This is a genomic window from Sphingomonas ginkgonis, assembly GCF_003970925.1.
GTDB classification, from domain to species: domain Bacteria; phylum Pseudomonadota; class Alphaproteobacteria; order Sphingomonadales; family Sphingomonadaceae; genus Sphingomicrobium; species Sphingomicrobium ginkgonis.
On the sequence record NZ_RWJF01000001.1, the window covers coordinates 585,905 to 609,774 of the forward strand.

Below are 23,870 nucleotides of genomic sequence, written 5' to 3' on the forward strand. Positions count from 1 at the left end.
CGACTCGACGCCCTTGAAGCATGGCTGCGGCAGTTATACTTTGCAACCGTGAAGTCAGAAAAACTAACCAAGAGGATCTACGACGACGCCTGTGGGACCGCCCATGGGCTGGAGCTGATCGGAGAACGCTGGTCGCTGCTGATCCTGCGCGAGCTGCTGCTGGGGCCCCGCCGCTTCACCGGGCTGAAGCGCGACCTGCCGGGGATCAGCGCCAACGTGCTGACCCAGCGGCTCGCGGAGCTGGAGGGCAAGGGGCTGGTTCGTCGCTCGAAATTGCCGCCGCCCGCATCGATCCAGGTCTATGCGGCGACCGAGTGGGGGCTGGAGGCGGAGCCGGTGATCGCCGAACTGGGCCGATGGGCGGCGCGAAGCCCGCGCCACGATCCCACTTTGCCGCTGTCCCCCGTGGCGATCATGATCAGCTTCCGCGCGATGATGGACCGCGGCGAGGCGGCCGCGCTTGCCGGCACGATCGGGTTCCGCTTCGGCGACACCGCCTACGTCGGGCGGCTCGACAGGGGTGCCTTCCCGGTGCGCCGCGACGATCCGGCCGGGGCGGACGCCGTTGTCACGGCGAGCCCGGAACAGCTCGCCGCGGCGGCCTATGGCGGGGCTCCGCTGCCGGACGGAGCGGTCGAGGGAGACAAGGCGCTGGTCGAGCGTTTCCTGTCGCTCTTCTCGCTTCCTCCCAAAGCCGTGGTTGAGGCGGAAAGCGCTTCTCCCTAAGGCGAATTCATGACCGACCTTCCCAACGCCAGTCCCGAAAGCCGCGCCGAAACCCTGCTCGCCAGCCCCGACAAGCTGGTGAAGGTCAGGGATGCGTTCGGCATCGACAGCGACATGGAAGTGCCGGCTTTCTCCGAGGCCGACGAGCGGGTGCCGGACCTCGATCCCGCCTATGTGTTCGATCCCGACACGACGATGGCGATCTGCGCCGGCTTTGCTCGCAACCGCCGGGTGATGGTCCAGGGCTATCACGGCACCGGCAAGTCGACCCATATCGAGCAGGTCGCGGCCCGGCTGAACTGGCCGTGCATCCGGATCAATCTCGACGCCCACATCAGCCGCATCGACCTCGTCGGGCGCGACGCGATCGTACTGCGCGACGGTCAGCAGGTGACCGAGTTCCGCGAGGGGCTGCTGCCGTGGGCGCTGCAGCACCCGGTCGCGCTGGTGTTCGACGAATATGACGCCGGCCGGCCGGATGTGATGTTCGTCATCCAGCGCGTGCTGGAGGTCGAGGGCAAGCTGACCCTGCTCGACCAGAACCGGGTGATCCGGCCCAATCCCTTCTTCCGGCTGTTCGCGACGACCAACACGATCGGGTTGGGCGACACGACCGGGCTCTACCATGGCACCCAGGCGATCAACCAGGGCCAGATGGACCGCTGGAACATCGTCACCACGCTGAACTACCTGCCCGCGCAGGTCGAAGCGCAGATCGTGCTCGCCAAGTCGGGCGAGTATGACAAGGCGGACGGGCGACAGACGGTCGAGAAGATGATCAAGGTCGCCGACCTGTCGCGCCAGGCCTTCATCAACGGCGACATTTCGACCGTGATGAGCCCGCGGACGGTGATCAGCTGGGCGCAGAACGCGCTGATCTTCGGGGACGTCGGATTCGCCTTCCGGGTCAGCTTCCTCAACAAGTGCGACGAGGCGGAGCGGCCGCTGATCGCCGAGATGTACCAGAGGGTGTTCGCAAGCGACCTGCCCGAGAGCATCGCCGCCCGCGCCTGACACGAAAAATCCCGCCGGCGCCCGGGGCCGGCGGGATCCTTCTTCAGCGGCTCGTCAGATGTGCAGCACGAGTTGGTCGGGCTGCAGCGACGGCGCGCCCTGAAGCACGACCGCGAAGTCGGCGACGGAGTCGCCGTTAAGGTCGGCCGACAGCGTGCCGTTGATGTAGTTGACCTCGCCGGCATGCCCGGTGAAGCCCGACGAGGCGATGTAGTGCAGGTTGTTGCCGAGGCCGCTGAGGTCGATCCGGTCGTCCTGCGTCAGGTCGGTGATGAGATCGCCGATCTCCGCCTTGTCGAACAGGAAGGTGTCGTGACCGGCGCCGCCCGTTAGCGTGTCCTTGCCCAGTCCGCCGACCAGCAGGTCGTCCCCGCCGAAGCCGCGGAGGACGTCATCGCCCGCCATGCCGTAAAGCCGGTTGGCATCGTCGTTGCCGAAGATGAGATCGCGCGCGGAGCCGCCGATCGCGTCCTCGATGTGGGTGCCGTACGCAATCGCGAAGTTCTGGTACTCGGTCGTCTTGATCCCCGTGACGCCGGTGTCGGCCGCGATGCTGTTGGCGTTGGCGTTCATGAAGGAAGCGCCGGTGGCATTGACCTGGGCCTGGCTGACCGGCGCGAAGGTCTCGCCCGACAGGGTGGTGAGTTCGGCCCGGGTGGCGTTGATCGCCGCCAAGGTCGGGATGGCCCCGCCGATCGAGCTGAACGAGCCCGGATGCAGGTCGATGAACTGCGAGACGGTGAAGCCCGACAGGTCGATCGTGTCATGCCCGGCCGCGTCGTAGACGGCGAGATACGGGAAGGGGTTGTGGGTAAAGTCGAATACGTCGTTGCCCGCGTTGGCGTGGAACCCGTAGATGGTGTCGCCCGCGCGGGTGGTCGGATCCGCGCCGTATTTCGACTGGATCGTCAGGATGTCGTGGACCAGCGGCGTCTGCGGATAATCGTTGAGGAACGACGACCAATTGATCGTCCGGGCCCCGGTGTTGTTCGACCCCCAGTAGGACATGATCGTGTACTGCATGCTGTCCTGCGCGTACTCGGCGTAGTTGGCATAGGTCAGGTCCAGGTTCGGATCGTAATTGTAGGCACCAGGGTGCGAGAGGCCGAGCGTGTGTCCGAGCTCGTGGACCAGCGTGGTGGTGCCGTAGCCGCCGTAGCTGAACCATTTGTTCGTCCAGTTGCCGGCCGCCGCATTGTTGGGGTCGGCGGTGAACACGTCGCTCTGAAACTTCCAGCCCTGGTGACCCGGATAATAGGCATAGGCCTGAGCCGGATCGAGCGAGTTGGCGAAGACGATGTCGGCGCCGAGGCCGTTCACCTCCTTGAAGCTCTGCGGGATCAGATCGTCCCACAGCTGCACCGAGGCGCGCGCCGCATCCTGCTGCGCGGACGAGTAGGACGACAGACCGAAGCCGGCGGTGAAGCCGAAGTTCTTGTTGTTGTACATGCCGACGAGATGATCGAGCGTCAGGAAGGTGTAGGTGATCACCCCGTTGGACGCCTTGAGCTCCGGCCCGGCATCGATGTGATCGATGACCTGGTTGAGCGTCGCCACCGGCTTGCCGCGGTACGTGGCGCCGGGGAACTGGTCGAGATTGAAGTCATGGGTCGATGTCAGACTGTCATCGATCCCCATCATCGGACGCTTGGGCAACATCGCGCAAATCCTCCCTCAGGATTATTGGTCAGTAGGTCCTTCGGTAATGGTCCGCCGAGCCGAACCGGAAGGGTGGCGGTACCGGAAGGATCCCACACCCCTCCGAGACACAGGAACAAGGCTGCAACCGCCGGCGGCATTTGTCAAAAGATGGTTATGGCGAGAAGTTAGCAGGGACCTTTGCGCGGCGTCGGCGTTCTCCGTAAGAGCCTGATGATGAGCAAGCCGGAGCCTCTCGACGCCTTCCGCCGGGTGCTGACCGGCGCCGCCCGCGCGATCGCGCGGGATGCCGAGGTCGAGGTGGTGTTCGCCTCCGAGACTGCGCCCGCGTCGGGGAAGACGGCGCGAGTCGCGTCACCCGGGCCGGGGCTGCAGCCGCGGCTGGTAGCGGAGGCGCGCGGTGCGGCGGACGCGACGGCGCTCCGCCTTCGGCATCACGACGCGGCGGTGCACCGCCGAGGCGCGCCCGCCGACCCCGAGGCCCGGGCGGTGTTCGATGCGCTCGAAACGGCGCGGGTCGAAGCGCTCGGGGCACGGTCGATGGGCGGGGTTCGCGCCAATCTCGCGCAGCTCGCCGAGGCGCGGGTGCGCGGCGACGCGATCACGCGGGCCCGAAGCGCGGAGGAAGTGCCGCTGGCGACCGCGATCGGGCTCATCGCGCGCGAGCGGCTGACCGGCGACTCGGCACCCGAGGCGGCCAGCGCCGGTCTGGCGCACGTCCGGCCATGGATCGAGGAGCGCGCCGGCACCGACCTGGACGCGCTGGCGCTGACGCTCGACGACCAGTCGGCCTTCGCCCAGCTCTCGCGCCAGCTGTTGCAGGACCTCGAACTGGTCGACGCCGACGAGCCGGCCGAGGAGACGCCCGAGCAGGGCGGCGAGGAAGACCAGCAGGACGAGGGGCAGGACGAGCAGGCGCAGGACGAGAGCGACGACAGCGCGTCCTCGGCGCAGCCCGAGATCCGCGGCGAGCCCGAGCGCGGCGAGAGCGAGGAGCAGCTCGACTATGAGGCGGAGGAGCTCGACGGCGACGACAGCGAGATGGGCGAGGACGGCGACGAGAGCGCCGCCCCACGCTCCAATCGCCGCTCGCACGAGCCCGAGCTGACCGGCGACTATCGCGCCTGGACGACCCGCTTCGACGAGGTGGTCGAGGCCGAGGACCTGTGCGACGAGGACGAGCTGGCGCGCCTCCGGACCTATCTCGACCAGCAGATGGCGAGCTTGCAGGGCGTGGTGACGCGGCTCGCCAATCGGCTGCAGCGGCGGCTGATGGCCAAGCAGGCGCGCAGCTGGGACTTCGACCAGGAGGAAGGGCTGCTCGACGCCGCGCGGCTGGCCCGGGTGGTGGTCTCCCCGGGGCACTCGCTGAGCTACAAGGTCGAGCGCGACACCGAGTTCCGCGACACGGTCGTCACCCTGCTGATCGACAATTCCGGATCGATGCGCGGGCGCCCGATCTCGATCGCGGCGATCAGCGCCGACATCCTCGCCCGGACGCTCGAGCGTTGCGGGGTGGCGACCGAGATCCTCGGCTTCACCACCCGGGCGTGGAAGGGCGGGCAGAGCCGCGAGGCATGGCTGAGCGAGGGCCGGCCGCCCAATCCAGGGCGCCTCAATGACCTTCGCCATATCGTCTACAAGCGTGCCGACGAGCCCTATCGCCATGCCCGGCGCAATCTCGGGCTGATGATGCGCGAGGGGCTGCTCAAGGAAAATATCGATGGCGAGGCGCTGCTGTGGGCGGCGCAGCGGCTGCTCGCCCGTTCGGAAGACCGGCGCATCCTGATGATCATCTCGGACGGCGCGCCGGTCGACGATTCGACGGCGAGCGCCAACGGCGGCTCCTACCTCGAGAAGCATCTGCGCGAGGTGATCGGCTGGATCGAGAACCGCACCCCGATCGAGCTCAGCGCGATCGGCATCGGCCACGACGTGACGCGCTACTACAATCGTGCGGTCACGATCATGGACGCCGAGGCGCTAGGGGGAACCCTGATCGGGCAGCTCGCCGGGCTGTTCGAAGCGCAGTGAGGCCGAACCGGCGGCCCAGAAAACAGTGGGCCCGGCACTGTTACCGGTGCCGGGCCCCCCTCGTTACGCGACGCGAGGGTTTCTGAGTGGACGGGCGACAGGGGAAAGCCCGTCCGACAAACCGGGTATGACCGATTCGTCATTGACCCCACCTGAACGCAAGTCGCGGAATTTGTTAAGGAAATTCTTTGCTACCGTCGCTGGCGCGGCCGTTCTCGGCTTCTACTGGCTGGCGGTCGCCGACCCGGTCGCGGATCCGCGCGGCCCCGATCATGCCGCGGCGGTGCGGTTCCGCGCGGTCCATCTGACCGCCGACCGCGGGAACGAGGTGGCGCTGCTCGGCGCCTGGTCGGTGAAGGTGGACGATCGGCGCTGGGGCGGCGAATCGGCGCTCGTGCTCGACGGCGGACGCCTGCTGGCGCAGTCGGACTTCGGGGTCCTCACCAGCCTTCCCCGGCCGGGTCAGACGGGCCCGGCCGTCGTCCACTCGCTGGATCTGGTCGACGGCGATCCGGCGGCCAAGCGCGACCGCGACAGCGAGGCGCTGGTCCGCGACCCGGACGGCCGTGGCTGGTGGGTCGGGTTCGAGAACCGCCACGCGGTCGCGTTCTACGACCGGAATTGGACGCAGCGCTGGCGGTTGCGACTGCTGAAAACCGGGTGGTCCAAGAACCGCGGGATCGAGGCGCTGCTCGCCGAGCCCGGACGGCTGACCGCGATCAGCGAGGACGCGACCGAAGTGCTGACGATCGTGGGCTCGAAGGTGACGCGCGCGCGGTTGCAAGGCAGCGGCGGCTATCTGATCTCGGATTCGACCCGGCTGCCCGATGGCCGAATCGTGGTGATCCTCCGGCGCCTGACCCCACGGGGCTTCGACAATGCGCTGGGCTGGCTGGTCCCGGACGGGGCGGGGTGGCGAGTGCGGCGGTTTGCCGTGCTGCCGGGAGGCCCGTTCGACAATTATGAGGGAATCGCAGCAGAGCCGCTGCCGCAGGGGGCGGCGCGGCTCTGGCTGATCAGCGACAATGACGCCTTCCGCTGGCGGCGGACGCTGCTGATCGCGCTCCGGCTCGCGCCGGCACCGGAAGTCCGGCCGCGGCCAACCCGCCGGTGAACTGCCCCGGCGGCTCGCTTAAGCGGCGGTCTTCTTGACGATCTCGCGCTTCAGGCGGCGCACGCGTAGCGACAGCTTCTCGTCGCTGGTCTTAAGCAGCCAATTGTCGAGGCCGCCGACATGCTCGACCGAACGCAGGCCGTGGGTCGAAACGCGCAGCTTGACGCCTTCGCCCAGCGTGTCGCTGATCAGCGTGACGTTCTGCAGGTTGGGCAGGAAGGTCCGCTTGGTCTTGTTGTTGGCGTGGGAAACATTGTTACCCACCTGCCGGCCCTTGCCGGTCAGCTCGCAAACGCGCGGCATCGCTTCAATCCTGGTTTCGGTTGAGGGCGCATGCGCCCGGAAAGCGCCGGCCCCTAGCCGGGCCCGCTCCGAAGGTCAACCGGGGAGCCGTGCAACCGGCCCGAAAACGGCGCGTTGGCTTGGGAAACGAGAACCATAGAGGAGCAGCGTTCGTGCGCGCCATCCTGTTTATCCTGATCCTGGCCATCCTGATCCTGATCGGCCTGTTCGCGACGGGGCTTCTGCACCTCCAGCAGACCCGCCCCGCCCAGCTTCCGTCGGTCAGTTCGAACGGCACGTCGGTGACAACCCGCGGCGGTCAGACCCCGGCGTTCGACGTCGAGACCGGCAAGGTGGTGATCGGCAGCAAGCCGGCGACGGTGAAGGTGCCGGCCCTAACGGTCGAGCGTGGCGGCCAGCCGGCCGGCAACGGCGCGACCACGTCGACGACCACCACCACGACCACCAACGCGCAGTGATTCGCCACGGCGGCCGCCTTGTTCTAGGCGGCTCGCCATGGCTTTTCCGCTTCCTGGACCGATGCGCCGCGCGCTCGCGCTGGCGGACGAGGCAGCGGATTGCGGCGAAGTGCCGGTCGGCGCGGTGATCACCCGCGGCGGCGAGATGATCGCGGAAGCCCGAAACGCCATGCGCGAGGGCAGCGACCCGACCGCCCATGCGGAGATCGTCGCGCTTCGCCGAGCCGCAGCGACGCTGGGCACGTCGCGGCTCGACGACTGCACATTGTGGGTGACGCTCGAGCCCTGTGCGATGTGCGCGGCGGCGATCGGGCTGGCGCGGGTCGAGGCGCTTCGCTTCGCCGCCGAGGACCCCAAGGGCGGCGCCGTGCTGCACGGGCCACGGCTCTACGCGCAGCCGACCTGCCATCATCGGCCCGACGTGCTGTCGGGCATCGGCGAGGAGGAAGCGGCCGCGCAGCTGCGCGCCTTCTTCGCCGCGCGCCGCTGAACTTGCGGCAAGGCACAAGACAGGCCAAAGAGCATCGATCACGCCCATGAGCGCGCACCTCCTCCCATTTCCCTGGCTCGACCTCGCGCTGATCGTCGCGCTCGTCGCGCTTAACGGCGTGCTGTCGATGAGCGAGTTGGCGATCGTCTCCGCGCGCGAGGCGCGGCTGAAGGCGATGGCCAACAATGGGAGCACCGGCGCCGCCTGCGCGATCACGCTTGCGTCCGATCCCGGTCGGTTCCTCTCGACCGTGCAGACCGGGATCACGCTGATCGGGATTCTCGCCGGCGCCTATTCCGGCTCGACGCTCGGCGAGCCGGTGTCGCAGCGGCTCCAGCTGCTCGGGATCGACACCGAGCTGGCGCACAAGCTGGGGTTCGGGCTGGTGATCGTGGTCACCACCTACCTCAGTCTCGTCGTCGGCGAGCTGGTGCCCAAGCAGTTCGCGCTGCGCAGCCCAGAGCCGATCGCGGCGGTGATGGCCCGCCCCATGCTGTGGCTGTCGAAGATCACCGCGCCGTTCGTCTGGGTGCTCGACCGGACCAGCGGGCTGGTGTTCCGGCTGCTCGGGCTCAACCGCGAATCGCAGAACCAGGTCACCGCCGAGGAGCTTCACCTGGTGGTCGCCGAAGCGCAGAGCGCGGGCGTGCTCGAGGAAAGCGAGCGGGCGATCATCTCCGGCATCGTCCGGCTGGCCGACCGCCCGGTGCGGGAGGTCATGACCCCGCGCACCGACGTCGACTGGGTGGACGTCGATGCTTCCGCCGATGACGTCCGCGCGGCGATCGCCGACACGCCGCACAGCCGGTTGCCGGTGGCCGAAGGCTCGGTCGACAAGATCGTCGGGGTAGTCCAGCTGCGCGACCTGCTGCTCGCCGAGTTCGAAGGGCGCGAGATCAACCTGCGGGCGCTGGCGCGCTCGGCGCCGGTCATTCCCGACCTGATGGACGCCATGGATGCGCTCGCTGTGCTGCGCCAGGCCGAGGTGCCGCTGGCCCTGGTCCATGACGAGTATGGCCATCTCGACGGGATCGTCACGCCGGGGTCGATCCTGGCGGCGCTCGCGGGCGCCTTCGCCAGCGACGTCGAGGACGAGGACCCGCCGCTCGTCGAGCGCGAGGACGGCAGCTATCTCGTTTCCGGCGCCGCCAACGCCGACCTGCTCCGCGACCGGCTCGGTATCCGCATGGACGAGGACCGCGACTTCACCACCGTTGCCGGCTTCGCCCTGTCGGTCCTGAAGCGCATCCCCGAGACGGGCGAGCGCTTCGCCCACGACGGGTGGAGCTTCGAGATCGTCGACATGGATGGGCGCAAGATCGACAAGCTGATCGCGGCGCCGGTGCGTCGCCGCGCGGTGGAGCAGGAACCGGCGGAAGCCTAGGCCGGGTCGCGGCGCCGGCCAAGGACTGCCGCCTTAAAGTTTGCCGAAGCGGGCCTCGAAGCCGTCCTGGTCGCCGCGCGAGAGATAGTCGGCCTGCTGCGGAATCTGGTCGCGGGTGAGCCGGCCGCGGAACGCGCCCAGCTCGGCATCGAGGTTTTCCAGCTGGTCCGGCGTCAGCGCGGCGATCTGCGCGAAGCGGGTCAGACCCTTGTCATTGAGCATGGCGGCGAGCTTGGGGCCGACACCCTTCATCCGCTGCAGATCGTCTGGCGGGCCGTCGGCGTTGGGCAGGTTGTCGTGGACCCGCGCGCCGACGAAGTCGCCGGCGATGTCGCTCGTCGCCGCCGCCATCTCGTCGGCGATGCCACGGCCTTCGTGAGCGGTCCGGGTCATGGTCGGTGCCGCGGGTGGCGGCGTCTCGCGGGCGACCTGCTGCATGTGCGGGCGCGTCGGCGCGCTGTCGGTCAGCTCAACCTTCTGGCGGGGCCGGAAGGCGATCATTCCCACGATCACGCCGATCGCGACGCAGATCAGGATGATCGGCCAGTAGGTCGACAGCAGTTCGCTCATTCTTCGGTTCCTCGATAATCGTACGTGCGGCGGTGATAGGCAGCGAGCCAGGCGATGAACAGGCCGGCGCCGTAGCCGACCAGCCCGAGCCCGCAGGCTTCAACGAACAGCGGCATCGGTGCGACCCTCCTCGACGGGAACAGAGCGGGGATCCCAGCTCGTGGCGGCGACGCCGGGGATCAGGTTCATGATCCGGACCAGCTCGCCACGCTGGAAGTCGTCGGCCGGGCCGGACAGCACCAGTTCGCGCCGCAGCGGCGAGCGGCGGATTCCCGCGTGAACCACCGGCATCTCGTTCGCCTTGAGCTCGGCGGCGGCGCGGGCCTCGAGGTCGTGCGCGACCCGTTCGCCGCCGATCGCCAGATGATAGAGGAGGGTCACCGCCACGGTCCCGGCGGCGCCGAGCCAGAGGGTGCGCGAGCGGTGCGTCATGCCTCGGCCCTCGCCAGCTCGCGCCAGCCGATGTCGCGGCGGCAGAAGCCATCCGGAAAGTCGATCTGGTCGATCGCCCGATAGGCGCGGGCCTTGGCATTGGCGAGCGTGTCCGCGCGGGCGGTCACCGCCAGTACCCGGCCCCCGGCAGACAGCAGCGCGCCGGAGCCGTGGCGGGCGGTGCCGGCGTGGAACACCGTCACGCCGGGTACCTGCTCGGCCGTGTCGATGCCGTCGATGGGACTGCCCCTGCGGGGCGTGCCGGGATAGCCGTCCGCCGCCATCACCACCGTCATCGTCACCTCGTCGCTCAGGGTGACCGGCTGCGCGTCCGCGAGACGTCCGGTCGCCACCGCGAGCAGCAGTTCGGCGACGTCGCCCTCCAGCCGCGGCATGATCGCCTCACATTCCGGATCGCCGAACCGGACGTTGTATTCGATCAGCTTGGGGCCGCCAGCGGTCAGCATCAGACCTGCGTAAAGCACGCCGCTGAACGGCGTTCCCGCGGCGGCCATGGCGCGTACGGTCGGTTCGACGATTTCCTGCATCGCGCGGACCTCCAGCTCGGGCGAGAGGACCGGCGCGGGGGAGTAGGCGCCCATGCCACCCGTGTTGGGCCCGGTGTCGCCCTCGCCGACCCGCTTGTGATCCTGCGCGCTGGCGAGCGCCACGACGGTTTCGCCGTCGCACAGCGCAAACAGGCTCGCCTCCTCGCCGTCGAGGAACTCCTCGATCACCAGAGGTCCGCCCTCGGCCTCGCGCACCGCCTGCTCGGCTTCGGCGCGGGTCGCGGCGACCGTGACACCCTTGCCCGCGGCGAGACCATCGGCCTTGATCACGACGGGGAGTGAGAAGCGGTGGAGCGCGTGGAGCGCTTCGTCCACTCCTTCGACGCGGACATAGTCGGCGGTCGGAATCGCCTCGCGCCGGCAGAGGTCCTTGGTGAAGCCCTTGCTGCCCTCGAGCGCGGCGGCCGCGGCTGACGGACCGAAGACCGGGATGCCGGCGGTGCGGCAGGCATCGGCCACCCCGGCCACCAGCGGCGCCTCGGGACCGACCACGACCAGGCCGATCTCGTGCGCCCTCGCCAGCGCCACGACGGCCTCGCGGTCGGTCGGATCGATGGCGACGCAATCGGCCCAGCGTGCTATGCCGGGATTGCCGGGCGCGGCGAGCAGCGTCTCGCAACTCGGCGATTGTCTCAGCCGCCACGCCAGCGCATCCTCGCGCCCGCCCGACCCCAAGAGCAGGATATTCATGGCCTTCCCCGACAGTGACAGCGCCGGCCTGTTAGCCGAGGCGCGGCAGGGCGACAACGCGCCCTCGCTCAGCGTCTCCGAGCTGGCTGGCGCGCTCAAGCGGTCGGTCGAGAGCGCGTTCAGCCATGTTCGGGTGCGTGGCGAGATCTCCGGCTTCAAGCGGCACAGCTCGGGCCACTGCTATTTCACGCTGAAGGACGACAATGCCTGTCTCGACGCGGTGATCTGGCGGTCGGGCGCGGGGGCGCTGGCGTTCCGCCCGGAAGACGGGGCGGAGGTGATCGCAACCGGCAAGCTCACCACCTATCCCGGCCGATCCAAGTACCAGATCGTCGTCGAGCGCATGGAGCTGGCCGGAGAGGGGGCGCTGATGGCGCTGCTCGAACGGCGGCGCAAGGCGCTGGCAGCGGAGGGGCTGTTCGACGCCGGACGCAAGCGCCCGCTGCCGTTCCTGCCGAAGGTAATCGGCGTGGTGACCAGCCCGACCGGCGCGGTCATCCGCGACATCCTGCACCGGCTGGCCGACCGCTGCCCGACGCGGGTGATCCTGTGGCCGGTGCCGGTGCAGGGGGAGGGATCGGCTGCGAAGGTAGCTGCCGCCATCCGCGGCTTCCCGGCGCTGGAGCCTCGTCCCGACCTGTTGATCGTCGCGCGCGGCGGCGGATCGATCGAAGATCTCTGGGCCTTCAACGAGGAGGAAGTGGTGCGCGCCGCGGCAGAGTGCCCAATCCCGCTGATCAGCGCGGTGGGACACGAGACCGATACCACCCTGATCGACTTCGCCTCGGACCTGCGCGCGCCGACGCCGACAGCCGCCGCTGAGCACGCCGTTCCTGTCCGGGCCGACCTCCTTGCGCACCTCGACGAACTGGCCGCGCGCAAGAAGCGCTGTCTGACCCGCCGGTCGGAGCTGGCGCGCGAGCGGCTGGCGCTCACCGCCTGCCGCTTTCCCGAGCCTGCGGCCCTGCTGGCGTCCCCTCGCCAGCAGTTCGACGAGCTTGGCGACCGGCTGCCGCGGGCGCTTGGCGCACGCGCGGGGCATGCGCGGGCGGACATGAACCTGGTCGCTGGCCGGCTTCGCCGCGAGCTGGTCGACAACAAGCTGGCGCGCCTGTCGGACCGCCTCGCCGCCACCTGGAAGATGGCGGGCCTGGTGCATCCCGAGCGGCCGCTGTCGCGCGGGTTCGTCCGCGTCACCGACCGCGACGGCCGGACCCTGACCCAGGCCGAAGACGCGCGGGCGGCCGGCGCGCTTGCGCTGCGGTTCGGCGACGGCTTGGTCGAGGCGACGGTCGACGGTTCGGCCGAAGCAGCCTCAGCGCCGCCGCCGCGACGGGTTGAGCGGAAGCGGGGCGCCACCTATGTCCAGCCCCAGCCCGGACTGTTCGACGGCGGAGACGAGTGAGACGATGTTGATGAGCGGGCGTGGCCGCGAGGCCAAGATCCACTATCTGCCGGGCACCTTCCGGCTGCTGTCCGACGGCGACCATGTGCGCTGCGCCATCACGGGCGCGGTCATCCCGCTGGAGCAGCTGCGCTACTGGAGTGTCGCCCGCCAGGAAGCATACGCCGACGCCGCCGCGAGCCAGGAAGCCGAACGGCGGGGCTGATCGTCCACCATCAGCGGGTACGGAGGAACTTCACTCCCGGCTGCCCGGCCACGCTGACGTAGTAGCTTCCGAGCGCCCCGCGCTTGATCACCACCTTGTCTCCCCGACGCGGGCTCATCACGATGCTGTTGTTGGCATCGTTCTGGCTCCAGGTGGCGCCGTCCTCCAGCAGCAGCACATAGCCGCCGTCGCGGTTGGACGAGACCGCCGCGACCTTGCCGTCGATCTGCTTGACGTCTTCCCCGCCGAAGAAGGGCAGGTTGAGCCCGGCGAAGCCGAACCCTTTCCGGTTGACCTCGCGGATGCCCTCGCGGTCGATCACCACGACGTCCTTCTTGGCTACGGCCGCGGACATCGCCGAAGTTTCGGTGTCATAGCATGCGAGGCGAGCCGCCGTGTCGGTAACCGAGCGGCAGGCGAGCAGCCGGGCCAGCGCCGCGGGGGGACGATCCGGATCATTCCGCGATCGCGCCGTCGCCGAACCGGCGAGCAACAGGGTTCCCGCAACCGCAGCCAATATCCCGTTCCGCATTCCCCGCCTCCAGCCTTCCCAGTCACCGCTTGATGGCGCTCCCCTTGATCGCGGGCAAGAAGATTGCTGTTGCAAATAGGTGACATCGCTGCAGCAAGATGGTGCGATCGGGGGGAGACGCGTTGCCAGCCGCTTCACCCTTCTTCTATTCAGCGCCCCTGTACAGCAAGTCCCATTGCTGCGCGACGGCTGGGCCACGCAGTCCGGTCACTTAAGGGGAAGACATTTATGAAGCCAAGTTTCCGCCAGTGGCTGCTCTCGACCACGCTGGTCGTTGGCACCAGCCTGACGGCGTCGGCTGCCTATGCGCAGACCGCGCCGACCACGCCGACCCAGAATCCGCCGGACAGCGCTGGCGTTCCCACCGCCCCCGAAACCACCGCGCCGCAGGAAGGTCAGACGACCGTCCCGTCGACCAATGCGCAGGGTCGCCCGGTCGCTGAGAACCAGGACATCGTCGTCACCGGCTCGCGCATTCCGCAGCCGAACCTGACGTCGGCCAGCCCGGTCACCGTGGTCACCGCGCAGGAAGTCAAGCTCCAGGGCACGACCCGCGTCGAGGATCTCGTCAACTCGCTGCCGCAGTCGTTCGCGGCGCAGGGTTCGAACGTCTCGAACGGCTCGACCGGTACGGCGACCGTCAACCTCCGTGGTCTCGGCTCGAGCCGCACGCTGGTGCTGGTCAACGGCCGTCGCCTGATGCCGGGTGATCCGCGTTCGCCGGTCGCCGACATCAACTTCATCCCGTCGGCGCTGATCAAGCGCGTCGACGTCCTCACCGGCGGTGCCTCGTCGGTCTATGGTGCGGACGCCGTCGCCGGCGTCGTCAACTTCATCATGGACACGACCTTCACCGGCATCCGCGTCGAGGGCCAGGTCAGCACGTTCAACCACGACAACCGTGCCGGCAACAACATCATCGGCGCCCTGACCGCCCGCAACTTCGCTTATCCGAAGGGCATGACGACCGATGGCCTCGCGCAGGACATCTCGGTCGCCATGGGTGCGTCGTTCGACGACAACCGCGGCCATGTCACCGGCTACTTCACCTATCGCAAGCAGGACGCCATCCTGCAGGCGGACCGCGACTACTCGGCGTGCGGCCTTTCGGCCAACACCGATGCGCAGGTGACCTCGCTGGGCCGCCTCTACAGCTGCGGTGGTTCCGGCACCTCGGCGAACGGCACCTTCCAGCTGTTCAGCCCGACCTTCGCCTCGCGCGGCGTGTTCCAGGTCGGCCCGAACCGGACCTTCATCGCGGGCTCGACCCCGTTCAACTTCGCGCCGTACAACTACTACCAGCGGCCGGACGAGCGGTACACGGCTGGCGTGTTCGCTGATTACGAGATCAGCCCCGCCTTCAAGCCGTACATGGAAGCCATGTTCATGGACGACCAGTCCATCGCCCAGATCGCCCCGTCGGGTGACTTCGGCAACACCAGCTTCCTGAACTGCGACAACCCGCTCCTGTCGGCACAGCAGCGCTCCGTCGTCTGCGCCCCGGGCCTGACCTACACCAACGCCAACGGCGTCGTGGGTTCGAACGTCGTCATCCTTCGCCGTAACGTCGAGGGCGGCGGCCGTCAGGACGACCTGGAGCATACGGACTACCGGATCGTCGGCGGCATGCGCGGCGACATCACCCGCGGCCTGTCGTACGACGCGTCCTACCAGTTCGGTAAGACGATCCTGGCCGAGACCTACCTCAACGACTTCTCGATCACGCGCCTCGGCCGTGCTCTCGACGTGGTCGCCAACCCGGCCGGCGGCGCTCCCGTCTGTCGCTCGGTCCTGAACGGTCTCGACCCGAATTGCGTCCCCTACGACATCTTCGGCACCGGAAGCGTTACGCCGGCGGCGCTGAACTATCTCCAGACCCCGGGCTTCCAGCGTGGCAACACGCAGGAGCAGGTTGCCAACATCAACTTCACCGGCGAGCTCGGTGAGTATGGCATCAAGAGCCCCTGGTCGGAGCGTGGCCTCGGCCTCAACGTCGGTGCCGAGTACCGCAAGGAGAAGCTGGTCCTGAACACGGACCAGGCGTTCACCACCGGCGACCTTGCCGGTCAGGGTGGCGCGACCATCGGCGTCAGCGGCCAGTTCCACGTCCGCGACCTCTTCGCCGAGGTCCAGGTTCCGATCGTCAGCAACTCGTTCTTCTACGACCTGAACGTGAGCGGCGGTTACCGGAACTCGAAGTACTATGTCGCCGGGAATTCCTTTTCGACCGACACCTACAAGCTCGCGGCCGAGTTCGCTCCGGTCCGTGATGTCCGGTTCCGCGGCAGCTACAACCGTGCGGTCCGCGCACCGAACATCGTCGAGCTCTTCTCGGCTCAGTCCGTCGGCCTCGCCGGCGTGACCGATCCGTGCGCGGGTGCGGCAGTCGGCGGCCTGGTCAACGGCTTCACCGCTGCGCAGTGCGCCCTTACCGGCGTGACGGCGGCCCAGTTCGGCAACGTCCCGGAGAACCCGGCGTCGCAGTACAACGGCTTCACCGGCGGTAACCCGAACGTCTCGCCGGAGAAGGCGGATTCCTACACGCTCGGCGTGATCCTCCAGCCGCGGTTCATCCCCGGCCTGGCGGTCACCGTTGATGGGTTCGACATTCGCGTGAAGAACCTGATCGGCACCATCGGTGTCGACACGATCCTCTCGCAGTGCCTGACCACCGCGGATCCGTTCTTCTGCAGCCGCATCCACCGCGACCAGTTCGGCTCGCTGTACCTGACGCCGAACGGCTACACGGTCGACACCAACACCAACGTTGGTGGCCTCAAGACCCGCGGCATCGACGTCAACGGCAGCTATGCGCGTCGAATCGGCGGCCTCGGCAACCTCAACCTGAGCTTCGTCGGGACCTACCTCGACAAGCTCGAGGTGAACCCGCTGGCGGACATCCGCTACGACTGCGCCGGCTTCTTCGGCGTCCAGTGCGGCACGCCGAATCCGAAGTGGCGGCACAAGTTCCGGGTCGGCTTCACCCTGCCGAGCGGCATCGGTCTGTCGGGTCAGTGGCGCTACTTCAGCCGCGTTCGCAATGACGCGCTCAGCAGCGACACGGATCTGGCCGGCAGCAGCCGTCAGGGCAACAACAAGCTGAAGGCCCAGAGCTACTTCGACCTGGCGCTCCAGGCGAAGATCCAGGATCACTTCAACTTCCGCATCGGCGCGAACAACATCCTCGATAAGGCCCCGCCGGTTGCGGGCAGCCAGATCGTCGGTGCGCCGTTCGGTAACGGCAACACCTACCCGCAGGTGTACGACTCGCTGGGTCGCTACCTGTTCGCCGGTGTCACCGTCGAATTCTAAGCTAAGACTCTACGACAAGAAGGCGGCGGATCTCCCTCGGGAGGTCCGCCGTTTTCTTTTGTGGTCGGCTTGTGCATTCTGCGCGGATGCAGGCATCCGAATCGGTGGAAGTGCTGGCCGATCGCGCGGCCGCGGAAGGGCGGTTTCCGGAGGCAGTCGCGCAATTGGAACGGCTGTCGGCAGAGCGGCCGGACGATCAGGGCGTTTGGCTGAAACTGTCGGCCATGCTCCGTGCGACCGGGCAGCTCGAGGCAGCGTTGTCCGCGATCGACCGGTCGCTGGCCTTGTCGCCGCTCGACTTCTCGGCGCTGCTCGCTCGTGCCTTCCTGCTCGAGAAAATGGGGCAAGTCGGGGCGGATCAGGCGTTTACCTTCGCGATCGCGCAGGCGCCGGACGAGGAACAGCTGTCGCCAGCCATCCGCAAGGCGCTAGCGCACGCCAGGAGCCGGGCGTCGACCTACTGGCTGGAAATGCAGCAGAAGTTATGTCGGCTGCTTCCCCCCGACCTCGACGGGGCCGGGGCACGCCGCGCAGAGCGGCTCATCGGCAATGTTACCCGCCAGACCAAGCCGTTCGTCCAGCAGCCTACCCACTTCAGTTATCCCGAGCTCCCGACGATCGAAGTGCACGATCGGGAGCGCTTCCATGGACTGGAGGCGATCGAGGCAGCGACCGCCGACATTCAGCGCGAATTCGATGCGCTGGTCGCAAGCCGCGGCGCTGAGCTCGTCCCTTACATCCAGTACCCTGACCAGGTGCCGCTCCGGCAGTGGGAGGCGCTCAACCGCAATAAGGCGTGGTCGGCGCTTCACCTGCTGAAGAATGGTGAGCGGGTCGGAGCCAACGCGGACCTCTGCCCGCGGACCATGGAGCTGCTCGCCTCGCTGGACCAGCCCGACGTTCCGGGCGCCTCCCCCAACGCTCTCTTCTCGCTGCTGGCGCCACGGACGCGCATTCCGCCACATACCGGCGTGGCGAACACGCGGCTCGTGTGTCATCTGCCGCTGATCGTTCCGCCGCGCTGCGGGTTTCGGGTGGGAGCGACCGAGCTCGAGTGGGAAGTCGGGCGGTGTTTCGTCTTCGACGACACGATCGAGCATGAAGCCTGGAACGACAGCGACGCACTTCGGGTCGTGCTCATCTTCGATCTCTGGGTCCCGGACCTGACGAGTGCCGATCGCGCCGTCGCGCGGGCGGTGATTGTCGGATCGGGGGGCATGGGAACCGAGGCGCTGTGATCCGGCCTGTCGGGCCGGTCCACCTTGGCTTAAGTCGCGTTGGTAAGGGAGAACGACGATGAAGCTTGTTCAGTTGGTCACTGCGCTGGCAGTTGCGGCAGCCGTGCCGTCGGGCGCCCAGACGGTCGATGCTCCCAAGCCCAAGCCGCAGCGAGACCCCAATCGCATGATCTGCGAGCGGATCGAGGAGCTGGGTTCGCGACTGGCGGCGCGGAAGGTCTGCATGACCGCTGCGCAATGGGCCGAACAGCGCCGCCAGGATCGCGATGTCGTCGACCGACTTCAGCAGTCGCACTGCTCGGGGACGGGCGGCGAGGTCTGCTAAGCCAGGGGCGGCTCAGGCTGCTTGGGCCTGGGCCGCCGTCGACGCCGGTTCGATCCGAAGTCGTCCATCGCCTTCGTCGACATGGACGACGTCGCCATCCCGCACCTTGCCCGCAAGGATGGCGTCGGCGAGCGGGTCCTGCAGATATTTCTGCACCGCGCGCTTGAGGGGGCGGGCGCCGTAGACGGGATCATAGCCGACTCGACCCAGCCACGCCCGCGCCGCGGCGCTGAGATCGAGGCGGATTTTGCGGTCCTCGAGCAGGCGTCCAAGCCGCGCGACCTGAATCTCGACGATCGGCCCCATGTGTCCGGCCGACAGGCGGTGGAAGAGGATGATCTCGTCCAACCGGTTGAGGAACTCGGGCCGGAAGTGGGCGCGGACCACCTCCATCACCTGCGGCTCGGCCTTGTCGACCGGCTCGTCCTCGCCGAGGCTCGCCAGATACTGGCTGCCGAGGTTCGAGGTCAGGATGATGATGGTGTTGGTGAAGTCGACGGTGCGGCCCTGGCCGTCGGTCAGCCGGCCGTCGTCGAGCACCTGGAGGAGGACGTTGAACACGTCACCGTGCGCCTTCTCGACCTCGTCGAACAGCACGACCTGGTAGGGCCGGCGGCGGACCGCCTCGGTCAGCACCCCGCCTTCCTCGTAGCCGACATAGCCCGGCGGCGCGCCGATCAGCCGCGACACCGCGTGCTTTTCCATGAACTCGCTCATGTCGATGCGGACCATCGCGGTCGGGTCGTCGAACAGGAATTCGGCGAGCGCCTTGGTCAGTTCGGTCTTGCCGACGCCGGTCGGCCCGAGGAAGAGGAAGGAGCCGAGCGGGCGGTTGGGGTCTTGGAGCCCGGCGCGGGCGCGGCGGACCGCGGCGGAGACGGCCTTCACCGCATCCTCCTGGCCGATCACTTTGGCGCCGATCGCGCTTTCCATGGCGAGCAGCTTCTCGCGCTCACCCTCCATCATCCGCTCGACCGGGACGCCGGTCCAGCGACTGACGACCGCAGCGATGTCCTGGTCGGTGACCTCCTCGCGGAGCATCGCACCCTGGCTGGCGGCCTGCGCCTCGGAGAGCTGCTTCTCGAGCCCCGGAATGCGCCCGTAGGCGAGCTCCCCCGCCTTGGCGAGGTCGCCCGAGCGCTGCGCCTGCTCGAGCTCGATCCGCGCGGTATCGAGCTGTTCCTTGATCCTGGCCTCGCCGGCGATCTTGTCCTTCTCCGCCTGCCAGCGGGCGGTCAGCTCGGCCGACTGCTGCTCGAGGTTGGCGAGGTCGCCTTCAAGGCGCGACAGCCGGTCCCTTGACGCGGCGTCCTGCTCCTTCTTGAGCGCCTCGCGCTCGATCTTGAGCTGGATGATCCGCCGGTCGAGATTTTCAATCTCCTCGGGCTTGGACTCGACCTCCATCCGCAGCCGCGAGGCGGCCTCGTCCATCAGGTCGATCGCCTTGTCCGGAAGGAAGCGATCGGAAATGTAGCGATTCGACAGCGTCGCCGCCGCGACCAGCGCCGCGTCGGTGATCCGCACGCCGTGATGGAGCTCGTACTTCTCCTTGAGCCCCCGCAGGATCGAGATGGTGTCGGGGACGGTCGGCTCGCCGACGAACACCGGCTGGAAGCGACGTTCCAGCGCGGCATCCTTCTCGACATGCTTGCGATATTCGTCGAGCGTCGTCGCGCCGATGCAATGGAGCTCGCCGCGCGCCAGAGCCGGCTTCAGCAGGTTGGACGCGTCCATCGCGCCCTCGCCCTTGCCGGCGCCGACCAGCGTGTGCATCTCGTCGATGAAGAGGATGATGTCGCCAGCGGCGCCCTTCACCTCGTCGAGCACGCCCTTGAGCCGCTCCTCGAACTCGCCGCGATATTTCGCCCCGGCGATCAGCGCGCCCATGTCGAGCGACATCAGCGTCTTGTCCTTGAGGCCGTCCGGAACGTCGCCGTTGGCGATGCGCAGCGCCAGCCCTTCGGCGATCGCGGTCTTGCCGACGCCGGGCTCGCCGATCAGCACCGGATTGTTCTTGGTCCGGCGCGCGAGCACCTGGATGGTGCGGCGGATCTCCTCGTCGCGGCCGATGACCGGGTCGAGCTTGCCGTCGTGGGCGGCCCGGGTGAGGTCGCGGGCGAAGCGCTTCAGCGCGTCATAGCGGTCCTCGGCGCTCTGCGTATCGGCGGTGCGACCGCCGCGCAGCTTGTCGATCGCGGCATTCAGATTCTGCGGGGTCACACCCGCGCGCTGAAGCGCGTTGCCGACGTCGCTGCCCTTGGCGAGCGTCATGGCGAGCAGGATGCGCTCGACCGTGACGAATGCGTCGCCGCTCTTCTTGGCGACTTCCTGCGCCTGGTCGAGGATCCGAATGGTGTCGCCGTCGAGCGCCGGCGCGCTGCTCGCGCCCGAGCCGGTGACGGCGGGGATCCTGGCCGTCAGCGCATCGACCTCGCGCCGCGCTGCCTGGGCGTCGCCGCCAGCCGCGTTGATCAGCCCGGCCGCCATGCCCTGCTCGTCGTCAAGCAGCGCCTTCAGCAGATGCGCCGGGGCGATCCGCTGGTGATGCTCGCGCACCGCAATGGTCTGGGCCGCCTGAAGAAATCCGCGGGCGCGTTCGGTAAGCTTGTCGAAGTCCATGTCAGCCCCTCTCTTGGGGTGAGATGTAGTGTTGCCCATGAGCAACACAAGTGGGAGCAACCCCTATTTGGACGGGCTGCCTCCACCGCTTCCCGGAAGCGGCGCGAGCGGGTCACCCGGCACGGGCGCCGTCAGGGGGGCGGCGCCCGGCAGCACGGCCAGCGCGGGCGGCGCGACGTCGTTGGCGTGCGCCAGCTCCCAGCTCCGCGCGCAGGCCGTCGTGCCCTCGTCGTTGCGGCCCCAGGTGCGGAACTTGGTGCTGTCCACATGGAAGCGCATCTTGGTGTAGAAGCCCAGGCCAACGCCGTAGCGCTGTCCCGCGACCGCGTGGCTTGCGCACAGACGCTGCATCATCGCGCCGCGATTGATCGCCGCGAGCGGCACCAGGTCGACCGCCGAGAAGTGGAGGTGAGCGCTTTCCTTCGCCCCCAGCGCGCAGCGGTTGAGCGTCGCGTTGCGGTAGGCGGACACCGCCTCGACCTGCCCGACCGCGGGGACCACGTCGTCGCGGACGTAACGCAGGGTCTGCACGATGTTCGGCCATTCGCCGGTGGGCGGAACCTCGAACGGCTGCGCGCCGCACTTGGTCCAGTCGGTGGCGGTCCGCAACAGCTGCCAGGTCGGCACGACATAGGCGACGCCAGCGCTGGTCAGATAGTTGTGGAAGGCCGTCACCGCCGGCATCCGGGTCGGGTCGGCGAAGACCCACGAGCGATAGCCGTTCGCGTCCTGCCCCGGCGTGATATAGTCGGCCGCCGGGTCCCACGCCGCCGGGGCGGGCAGGATCGGCGAGGCCTGAATCATCAGCAGCAGGGCGGCAACGGCACTCATCCGGCGGAGTCTACTCCATATCCGGCGCTTGAAAAGGCGCCGCGGCCTTCCCAAACCAACAGCATGTCTCAACCGATCCATGTCGACCTGCCCCACACGCTGGGGCGCGAGGAAGCCAAGCGGCGCATCGCCGCCAACCTGCACAAGCTGCAGAACCACATCCCTGGCGGCGCGGAGGTCAGCAGCGACTGGGCCGGCGACCGGCTCGACATGACCATCGCGGCGATGGGCCAGGCGGTCGACGCGCAACTCGGGGTGGAAGATCGGTTCGTCCGGGTGAACATCGTCCTCCCCGGTCTGCTCGGCATGTTCGCCAAGCCGATCGAGGCGGCACTGCGCGCCAAGGGGAGCGATCTTCTGCTGGAGGACAAGCGCTGAGCTTGCACTTGCGCTGATCGGGACTAGCCTCTCGGCTCGACCAAGAAGGAGAGGCCGATGCGGCACGTCGCGGTGATCGGTTCGGGACCGGCGGGCTTCTATACCGCCGAGGCGCTCGTGAAGGCCTATGGCGCGGGCGCGCGGATCGACATTCTGGACCGGCTGCCGGTCCCCTACGGGCTGATCCGCTTCGGGGTCGCGCCAGACCACCAGTCGATCAAGGCCGTAGCCAAGCGCTACGAGAAGGTCGCGCTGGAGAAGAGCGTGCGCTTCCTCGGCAACGTCCATCTGGGGGCCGACGTGTCGGTCGAGGAGCTGCTCCACTTCTACGATGCGGTGGTGCTGGCGACCGGCGCGCCCCATGACCGCCGCCTTGGTATCCCCGGCGACGACCTGCCGGGCGTGATCGGCTCGGCCGCCTTCGTCGGCTGGTACAACGGGCATCCGGACCACGCCGAGCTCAAGCCGCGGCTCGACGGGACCCATGCAGTGGTCGTCGGGAACGGCAATGTCGCGCTGGATGTCGCCAGGATCCTCGCCAAGACGGAAGCGGAATTCGCCGGCTCCGACATCGTCGACCATGCGCTCGCCGCGCTGCGCAGGTCCTCGATCCGCAGAATCACCATTCTTGGTCGTCGCGGTCCCCACCAGATCGCGATGACCCCGAAGGAGCTGGGCGAGCTCGGCCATCTTGGCGAAGCGGTGCCGCTGGTGGAGCCGGGCGACCTGCCGCTGCCCGACAGCGATGGCCCGCTCGAGCCGGGCCAGCGCAAGTCGGTCGCCCTGCTTCGCGAATTCGCCGCGAACCCGCCGGACGGTTCCAAGCCGAAGACCATCGCCTTCGACTTCTTCGCCAAGCCGCTGGCGATCGAGGGGATTGGTCGGGCCGAACGGGTCCGGGTGGAGCGAACCGCGCTGAGCGCGGACGGGCAGGCCAACGGCACCGGCGAGACCTATGAGCTGGCCGCCGACCTTGTCGTCAGTTGCATCGGCTACCAGAGCCCGGCGATCCCGGGCGTCCCCTACGACGACCGGCTTGGGCGCTTCCCCAACGACCATGGCCTGGTTGCCGAGCGGCTGTGGAGCGTCGGCTGGGCCCGCCGCGGCCCCACGGGCACGATCGGGACCAATCGCCCCGATGGGCAGGAGGTCGCCGAACAGATCGCCGCCGCCTTCCCGCCGGGTGGCGCTGCCAGCGGCCGCGAGGGCGGTGCGTCGCTGGATCGGCTGCTCGCCAGCCGCGGCTGCGACCCGCTGGTGTTCGCCGACTGGCAGAAGATCGAAGCGGCGGAAGCCGCCGCGGCGCGTTCGGGCAGCCCGCGCGAGAAGCTGGTCAGGGTCGAGGAGCTGCTCCGCGCCGGCGGCCGCTGAGCTCGCGAAAAGCGCTTCAGGACAGGGTTGCGCTCCGCCGCGCCCCCGCCTAAAGACCGCCCCGCCTTGGCTCTCGCGGCGCACGCCGCCGCGGGTTCCGGTCGGGGAGTAGCTCAGCCTGGTAGAGCACTGTCTTCGGGAGGCAGGGGCCGGAGGTTCGAATCCTCTCTCCCCGACCATTTTCTTGAGCGCGTCACGCTCCGCGCGGCGG

At 68.4% G+C, this 23,870-nt stretch carries 22 protein-coding genes and 1 tRNA gene; 15 read left to right on the forward strand and 8 right to left on the reverse strand.

Annotation, left to right across the window (positions count from 1 at the left end; translation table 11 throughout):
• Window positions 1–48: 48 nt before the first annotated feature.
• Window positions 49–726: a winged helix-turn-helix transcriptional regulator gene (locus tag HMF7854_RS02895; protein WP_126717725.1), complete on the forward strand. Its 678-nt coding sequence runs from the start codon at window positions 49–51 to the stop codon at window positions 724–726.
• Window positions 727–735: 9 nt separating this feature from the next.
• A complete protein-coding gene (gene cobS / locus HMF7854_RS02900) occupies window positions 736–1,740 on the forward strand; it encodes a cobaltochelatase subunit CobS (RefSeq protein WP_126717726.1) in 1,005 nt (334 codons plus the stop codon).
• Window positions 1,741–1,794: 54 nt separating this feature from the next.
• Here the strand turns inward: cobS and HMF7854_RS02905 are convergent, their stop codons facing one another.
• Window positions 1,795–3,399 (reverse strand): M10 family metallopeptidase C-terminal domain-containing protein, encoded by a 1,605-nt coding sequence (locus HMF7854_RS02905; RefSeq protein ID WP_126717727.1) that lies wholly within the window; start codon window positions 3,397–3,399, stop codon window positions 1,795–1,797.
• Window positions 3,400–3,615: 216 nt separating this feature from the next.
• Between HMF7854_RS02905 and cobT the strand changes: the two genes are divergently transcribed.
• Together cobT and HMF7854_RS02915 are read left to right on the forward strand one after the other, a co-directional pair.
• Window positions 3,616–5,433, forward strand: coding sequence for a cobaltochelatase subunit CobT (gene cobT, locus HMF7854_RS02910; RefSeq protein WP_126720032.1), 1,818 nt, complete (start codon window positions 3,616–3,618; stop codon window positions 5,431–5,433).
• Between the two features lie 172 nt (window positions 5,434–5,605).
• On the forward strand, window positions 5,606–6,547 hold the full coding sequence (locus tag HMF7854_RS02915) for an esterase-like activity of phytase family protein (protein WP_126717728.1): 942 nt from the start codon (window positions 5,606–5,608) through the stop codon (window positions 6,545–6,547).
• 18 nt (window positions 6,548–6,565) lie between these two features.
• Here HMF7854_RS02915 and rpmB read toward each other — a convergent pair whose 3' ends face one another.
• Window positions 6,566–6,850: a 50S ribosomal protein L28 gene (gene rpmB / locus HMF7854_RS02920; RefSeq protein ID WP_126717729.1), complete on the reverse strand. Its 285-nt coding sequence runs from the start codon at window positions 6,848–6,850 to the stop codon at window positions 6,566–6,568.
• A 152-nt stretch (window positions 6,851–7,002) separates the two neighbouring features.
• Here rpmB and HMF7854_RS02925 point away from each other — a divergent pair, with 152 nt between their 5' ends.
• The 3 genes from HMF7854_RS02925 to HMF7854_RS02935 all read left to right on the forward strand — a co-directional run bounded on the left by HMF7854_RS02925 (window position 7,003) and on the right by HMF7854_RS02935 (window position 9,182).
• Window positions 7,003–7,308 (forward strand): hypothetical protein, encoded by a 306-nt coding sequence (locus HMF7854_RS02925; protein WP_126717730.1) that lies wholly within the window; start codon window positions 7,003–7,005, stop codon window positions 7,306–7,308.
• 61 nt (window positions 7,309–7,369) lie between these two features.
• Window positions 7,370–7,798, forward strand: a complete 429-nt coding sequence (locus tag HMF7854_RS02930) for a nucleoside deaminase (protein WP_239016810.1) — start codon at window positions 7,370–7,372, stop codon at window positions 7,796–7,798.
• Between the two features lie 46 nt (window positions 7,799–7,844).
• A complete protein-coding gene (locus tag HMF7854_RS02935) occupies window positions 7,845–9,182 on the forward strand; it encodes a hemolysin family protein (protein ID WP_126717732.1) in 1,338 nt (445 codons plus the stop codon).
• A gap of 33 nt (window positions 9,183–9,215) precedes the next feature.
• Here the strand turns inward: HMF7854_RS02935 and HMF7854_RS02940 are convergent, their stop codons facing one another.
• The 3 genes from HMF7854_RS02940 to purD form a co-directional block, all read right to left on the reverse strand.
• Window positions 9,216–9,752 (reverse strand): hypothetical protein, encoded by a 537-nt coding sequence (locus HMF7854_RS02940; protein ID WP_126717733.1) that lies wholly within the window; start codon window positions 9,750–9,752, stop codon window positions 9,216–9,218.
• Between the two features lie 99 nt (window positions 9,753–9,851).
• Window positions 9,852–10,184, reverse strand: coding sequence for a hypothetical protein (locus tag HMF7854_RS02945; protein ID WP_126717734.1), 333 nt, complete (start codon window positions 10,182–10,184; stop codon window positions 9,852–9,854).
• Complete coding sequence (gene purD / locus HMF7854_RS02950) at window positions 10,181–11,443, reverse strand: phosphoribosylamine--glycine ligase (RefSeq protein ID WP_126717735.1); 1,263 nt, start codon at window positions 11,441–11,443, stop codon at window positions 10,181–10,183. Before purD ends, HMF7854_RS02945 begins: the two co-directional genes overlap by 4 nt.
• Here purD and xseA point away from each other — a divergent pair.
• Complete coding sequence (xseA, locus tag HMF7854_RS02955) at window positions 11,442–12,848, forward strand: exodeoxyribonuclease VII large subunit (protein ID WP_126717736.1); 1,407 nt, start codon at window positions 11,442–11,444, stop codon at window positions 12,846–12,848. The genes purD and xseA overlap by 2 nt on opposite strands.
• A gap of 4 nt (window positions 12,849–12,852) precedes the next feature.
• On the forward strand, window positions 12,853–13,053 hold the full coding sequence (locus HMF7854_RS02960; RefSeq protein ID WP_126717737.1) for a DUF2093 domain-containing protein: 201 nt from the start codon (window positions 12,853–12,855) through the stop codon (window positions 13,051–13,053).
• 10 nt (window positions 13,054–13,063) lie between these two features.
• On the opposite strand, the gene HMF7854_RS02965 is transcribed toward HMF7854_RS02960, so the two are convergent.
• The gene (locus tag HMF7854_RS02965) at window positions 13,064–13,408 is read right to left on the reverse strand and encodes a hypothetical protein (protein WP_126717738.1); all 345 of its coding nucleotides are present in this window, start codon (window positions 13,406–13,408) and stop codon (window positions 13,064–13,066) included.
• A 405-nt stretch (window positions 13,409–13,813) separates the two neighbouring features.
• Between HMF7854_RS02965 and HMF7854_RS02970 the strand changes: the two genes are divergently transcribed.
• From HMF7854_RS02970 to HMF7854_RS02980, 3 genes are all read left to right on the forward strand, one after another.
• Window positions 13,814–16,897 carry a TonB-dependent receptor domain-containing protein gene (locus HMF7854_RS02970; RefSeq protein WP_126717739.1) on the forward strand — a complete coding sequence of 1,028 codons (3,084 nt, stop codon included), beginning with the start codon at window positions 13,814–13,816 and terminating at the stop codon, window positions 16,895–16,897.
• A gap of 86 nt (window positions 16,898–16,983) precedes the next feature.
• Window positions 16,984–18,135, forward strand: coding sequence for an aspartyl/asparaginyl beta-hydroxylase domain-containing protein (locus HMF7854_RS02975; RefSeq protein WP_126717740.1), 1,152 nt, complete (start codon window positions 16,984–16,986; stop codon window positions 18,133–18,135).
• A gap of 58 nt (window positions 18,136–18,193) precedes the next feature.
• Window positions 18,194–18,460: a hypothetical protein gene (locus HMF7854_RS02980; RefSeq protein ID WP_126717741.1), complete on the forward strand. Its 267-nt coding sequence runs from the start codon at window positions 18,194–18,196 to the stop codon at window positions 18,458–18,460.
• 12 nt (window positions 18,461–18,472) lie between these two features.
• Here HMF7854_RS02980 and clpB read toward each other — a convergent pair whose 3' ends face one another.
• Window positions 18,473–21,079 (reverse strand): ATP-dependent chaperone ClpB, encoded by a 2,607-nt coding sequence (gene clpB / locus HMF7854_RS02985; RefSeq protein ID WP_126717742.1) that lies wholly within the window; start codon window positions 21,077–21,079, stop codon window positions 18,473–18,475.
• A 63-nt stretch (window positions 21,080–21,142) separates the two neighbouring features.
• Window positions 21,143–21,910, reverse strand: a complete 768-nt coding sequence (locus HMF7854_RS02990) for a D-Ala-D-Ala carboxypeptidase family metallohydrolase (protein WP_185829135.1) — start codon at window positions 21,908–21,910, stop codon at window positions 21,143–21,145.
• 63 nt (window positions 21,911–21,973) lie between these two features.
• On the opposite strand from HMF7854_RS02990, the gene HMF7854_RS02995 reads away from it, so the two are divergent.
• The 3 genes from HMF7854_RS02995 (at window position 21,974) to HMF7854_RS03005 (ending at window position 23,838) form a co-directional block, all read left to right on the forward strand.
• On the forward strand, window positions 21,974–22,288 hold the full coding sequence (locus HMF7854_RS02995; RefSeq protein ID WP_126717744.1) for a polyhydroxyalkanoic acid system family protein: 315 nt from the start codon (window positions 21,974–21,976) through the stop codon (window positions 22,286–22,288).
• Between the two features lie 57 nt (window positions 22,289–22,345).
• Complete coding sequence (locus HMF7854_RS03000) at window positions 22,346–23,659, forward strand: FAD-dependent oxidoreductase (RefSeq protein ID WP_126717745.1); 1,314 nt, start codon at window positions 22,346–22,348, stop codon at window positions 23,657–23,659.
• A gap of 102 nt (window positions 23,660–23,761) precedes the next feature.
• Window positions 23,762–23,838, forward strand: a tRNA-Pro gene (locus tag HMF7854_RS03005).
• The last annotated feature ends 32 nt before the right edge of the window (window positions 23,839–23,870 follow it).

Excerpts from the sequence above, each read along its gene's own strand:
- cobS (WP_126717726.1), top strand. The coding sequence starts at position 736 with ATGACCGACCTTCCCAACGCCAGTCCCGAAAGCCGCGCCGAAACCCTG.
- HMF7854_RS02905 (WP_126717727.1), bottom strand. The coding sequence starts at position 3,399 with ATGTTGCCCAAGCGTCCGATGATGGGGATCGATGACAGTCTGACATCG.
- cobT (WP_126720032.1), top strand. The coding sequence starts at position 3,616 with ATGAGCAAGCCGGAGCCTCTCGACGCCTTCCGCCGGGTGCTGACCGGC.
- rpmB (WP_126717729.1), bottom strand. The coding sequence starts at position 6,850 with ATGCCGCGCGTTTGCGAGCTGACCGGCAAGGGCCGGCAGGTGGGTAAC.
- HMF7854_RS02930 (WP_239016810.1), top strand. The coding sequence starts at position 7,370 with ATGCGCCGCGCGCTCGCGCTGGCGGACGAGGCAGCGGATTGCGGCGAA.
- HMF7854_RS02935 (WP_126717732.1), top strand. The coding sequence starts at position 7,845 with ATGAGCGCGCACCTCCTCCCATTTCCCTGGCTCGACCTCGCGCTGATC.
- HMF7854_RS02940 (WP_126717733.1), bottom strand. The coding sequence starts at position 9,752 with ATGAGCGAACTGCTGTCGACCTACTGGCCGATCATCCTGATCTGCGTC.
- HMF7854_RS02945 (WP_126717734.1), bottom strand. The coding sequence starts at position 10,184 with ATGACGCACCGCTCGCGCACCCTCTGGCTCGGCGCCGCCGGGACCGTG.
- xseA (WP_126717736.1), top strand. The coding sequence starts at position 11,442 with ATGGCCTTCCCCGACAGTGACAGCGCCGGCCTGTTAGCCGAGGCGCGG.
- purD (WP_126717735.1), bottom strand. The coding sequence starts at position 11,443 with ATGAATATCCTGCTCTTGGGGTCGGGCGGGCGCGAGGATGCGCTGGCG.
- HMF7854_RS02960 (WP_126717737.1), top strand. The coding sequence starts at position 12,853 with ATGTTGATGAGCGGGCGTGGCCGCGAGGCCAAGATCCACTATCTGCCG.
- HMF7854_RS02965 (WP_126717738.1), bottom strand. The coding sequence starts at position 13,408 with ATGTCCGCGGCCGTAGCCAAGAAGGACGTCGTGGTGATCGACCGCGAG.
- HMF7854_RS02970 (WP_126717739.1), top strand. The coding sequence starts at position 13,814 with ATGAAGCCAAGTTTCCGCCAGTGGCTGCTCTCGACCACGCTGGTCGTT.
- HMF7854_RS02975 (WP_126717740.1), top strand. The coding sequence starts at position 16,984 with ATGCAGGCATCCGAATCGGTGGAAGTGCTGGCCGATCGCGCGGCCGCG.
- HMF7854_RS02980 (WP_126717741.1), top strand. The coding sequence starts at position 18,194 with ATGAAGCTTGTTCAGTTGGTCACTGCGCTGGCAGTTGCGGCAGCCGTG.
- clpB (WP_126717742.1), bottom strand. The coding sequence starts at position 21,079 with ATGGACTTCGACAAGCTTACCGAACGCGCCCGCGGATTTCTTCAGGCG.
- HMF7854_RS02990 (WP_185829135.1), bottom strand. The coding sequence starts at position 21,910 with ATGAGTGCCGTTGCCGCCCTGCTGCTGATGATTCAGGCCTCGCCGATC.
- HMF7854_RS02995 (WP_126717744.1), top strand. The coding sequence starts at position 21,974 with ATGTCTCAACCGATCCATGTCGACCTGCCCCACACGCTGGGGCGCGAG.
- HMF7854_RS03000 (WP_126717745.1), top strand. The coding sequence starts at position 22,346 with ATGCGGCACGTCGCGGTGATCGGTTCGGGACCGGCGGGCTTCTATACC.